Below are 2,144 nucleotides of genomic sequence, written 5' to 3'. Positions count from 1 at the left end.
AATAAATTCTAATTTTTAATCAAAACCCTTATTAACAAAATCTTTTATGTATTCTAATTCAATATTTACATAAAAGATTTTATAAACAATCTTACAATAAAGCTTTTTATATCAAATTTTAACTCTTTTTAAAGATTGTTATTTAGATTTTGTGAATTTTGTATTCTTTTTTTATCTTCTGAGATTAAATTTTTCTTAAACCACTTAACTACTAGATTAATAACCTCATCTTGATACCAATAAATATCTCCGTGATTTGCTCCCTTTATAAGGATATATTCTGCTTCATTACCCTCTTTCCTTAAAGCCTCGTAAAGTTGCTTGCTTTGTATTGGAGATACCAGTGTATCTGCACTACCGTGCATTATTAAAAAAGGTGGTTTTTTGCCTTTAATATGACCCAAAGGACTAGCAAAAAGTGCTTTTTTGGGGTCTGCTTGGATACTTAATCCTGCAAAATCTCTAAAAGCTACCCCATTTACCAATAAAGCTTCTGTTACAGCCAAAGAGTGATGTACCTCTTGTGCTTCTTTTGAAAATCCTTCACCAATATTTAAAAGATTAGAAATTCCATAAATTGTAGCTACAGCTTGAACTTTAGAATCTTTATCTAAATATTCTCCTTGCTCAAAGCTTTTATCATCTGCCATTCCCACCATCTGAGCCAAATATCCTCCTGCTGAATCTCCCAAAACACCAATTTTCATCGGATCAATACCATATTCTTTAGCATGAGCTCTTAAATATCTTATAGCTGATTTTGCATCAACTACAAGGGCTGGAAATTTATCAGGAATTACGCGGTATTCCACAGAAGCTACAACAAATCCTGCTTTTGCTAGAGCCATTCTCATCTGAGAATATTTAAAATAATTAGCAGACATAAAACCACCTCCAGGAAAATAAAGAATAGCAGGTTTTAAAACATTAGTTTGAGGAATTAACAAAGACATATGCAAACCTCTAATACTACCATTTGTTGGCACCTGAGAATAAACAATATTTTCTATTGAATCAATTCTTATATCCTTTAATTTTACCTCTATAACCCTTACACCCTTTGTATATCCAAATAATCCAACATCTTGACCAAAACAAAAATTTAAAAAAATAAAAAATAATATTAGTTTTTTCATCATTTATCCTTAAATTTTAAAAGATTATATAACTTTTTCTTTAAGCTTTTATCAAGCTATAACTAAAAAATCGTTAAAATCTAAATATTTAAAATAATCAAAGAAGTTTTGAAGTCTTTATAAAAAATAAATTCGATTTAAAATTATAAATAAAAGTTTTAAACTATTTAGAAAAATTTAATTTATTTTAGCTTGTCAAATCTTTACTTTATAAGCATAATTTATCTTGCAATTTAAGATAAACTTAAATTGCAAAAATATTTTTTAAATGATTTGCATATTCGCTTAAATATTTTTCAACTTGAGGATTTTTAACCACATCATAACAAATAAAAGTTGGTAAAGCACTCATTCCTAAAAATTGATTTGCCTTATGCAAATGTAAATAAACACCATCAACTCCAACACCTTCAAAGAAATCATCTTTCTCATTAAAAGCTTCAGCTGGAGCATTCCAAGTAAGAGAAAACATATATTTTTTTCCTTGCAAAAGTCCGCCTTTGCCATAATTTTTAGTTGGATCTGTATGACTGCGTCCATCATTTGCAAACAAACGCGTATATCCAGCGGTAAAAACCTCGTCTATATATTTTTTAACTATCCAAGGCTCACCCATCCACCAACCTGGCATTTGGTAAATTATCACATCAGAATTTAAAATTTTTTGAACTTCATTCTCTGCATCATAGCCACGATCAATATGAGTTTCATTGATATTATAATCTAACTCTTTAAGAGTTTTGATAGCTAGATCGTGCAAAGTAAGATTAAGTTCACCATTAGAACTACCAAATTTTTTTGCACCATTGAGTAAAAGTATAGTGTTCATTTTAACTCCTTAAATAAAACTCCAAATAATACCAAAAAAATCATAAAAACCGGAGTAAAACTATCTCATATCAATCACATAACGAAATTTTGCTTTACCTGAAGTAAGATTTTCATAAGCTTTATCAATTTCGTTTGGCTTTATAAGTTCAATCTCTGGATAAATTTGATGCTTTAGTG

2 protein-coding genes and 1 pseudogene are annotated in these 2,144 nt (G+C 28.8%); all 3 read right to left on the bottom strand.

The features are described 5' to 3' along the window. Positions 1–128 precede the first annotated feature (128 nt). On the bottom strand, positions 129–1,136 hold the full coding sequence (locus JG677_RS07895) for an alpha/beta hydrolase (RefSeq protein ID WP_200286091.1): 1,008 nt from the start codon (positions 1,134–1,136) through the stop codon (positions 129–131). Between the two features lie 244 nt (positions 1,137–1,380). After that, the gene (locus JG677_RS07890) at positions 1,381–1,965 is read right to left on the bottom strand and encodes an NAD(P)H-dependent oxidoreductase (protein ID WP_200170344.1); all 585 of its coding nucleotides are present in this window, start codon (positions 1,963–1,965) and stop codon (positions 1,381–1,383) included. 60 nt (positions 1,966–2,025) lie between these two features. Further along, positions 2,026–2,144 (bottom strand): annotated as a pseudogene (locus tag JG677_RS07885) (NAD(P)-dependent alcohol dehydrogenase); the annotation flags it as partial.

This window comes from Campylobacter sp. TTU-622 (genome assembly GCF_016598965.1).
GTDB lineage: Bacteria > Campylobacterota > Campylobacteria > Campylobacterales > Campylobacteraceae > Campylobacter_D.
The sequence above is the reverse complement of the archived record's forward strand: the minus strand, read 5'-3'. Positions and strand labels throughout refer to the sequence as shown.

Coding starts and splice junctions, on each gene's coding strand:
- JG677_RS07895 (WP_200286091.1), bottom strand. CDS start 1,136: ATGAAAAAACTAATATTATTTTTTATTTTTTTAAATTTTTGTTTTGGT.
- JG677_RS07890 (WP_200170344.1), bottom strand. CDS start 1,965: ATGAACACTATACTTTTACTCAATGGTGCAAAAAAATTTGGTAGTTCT.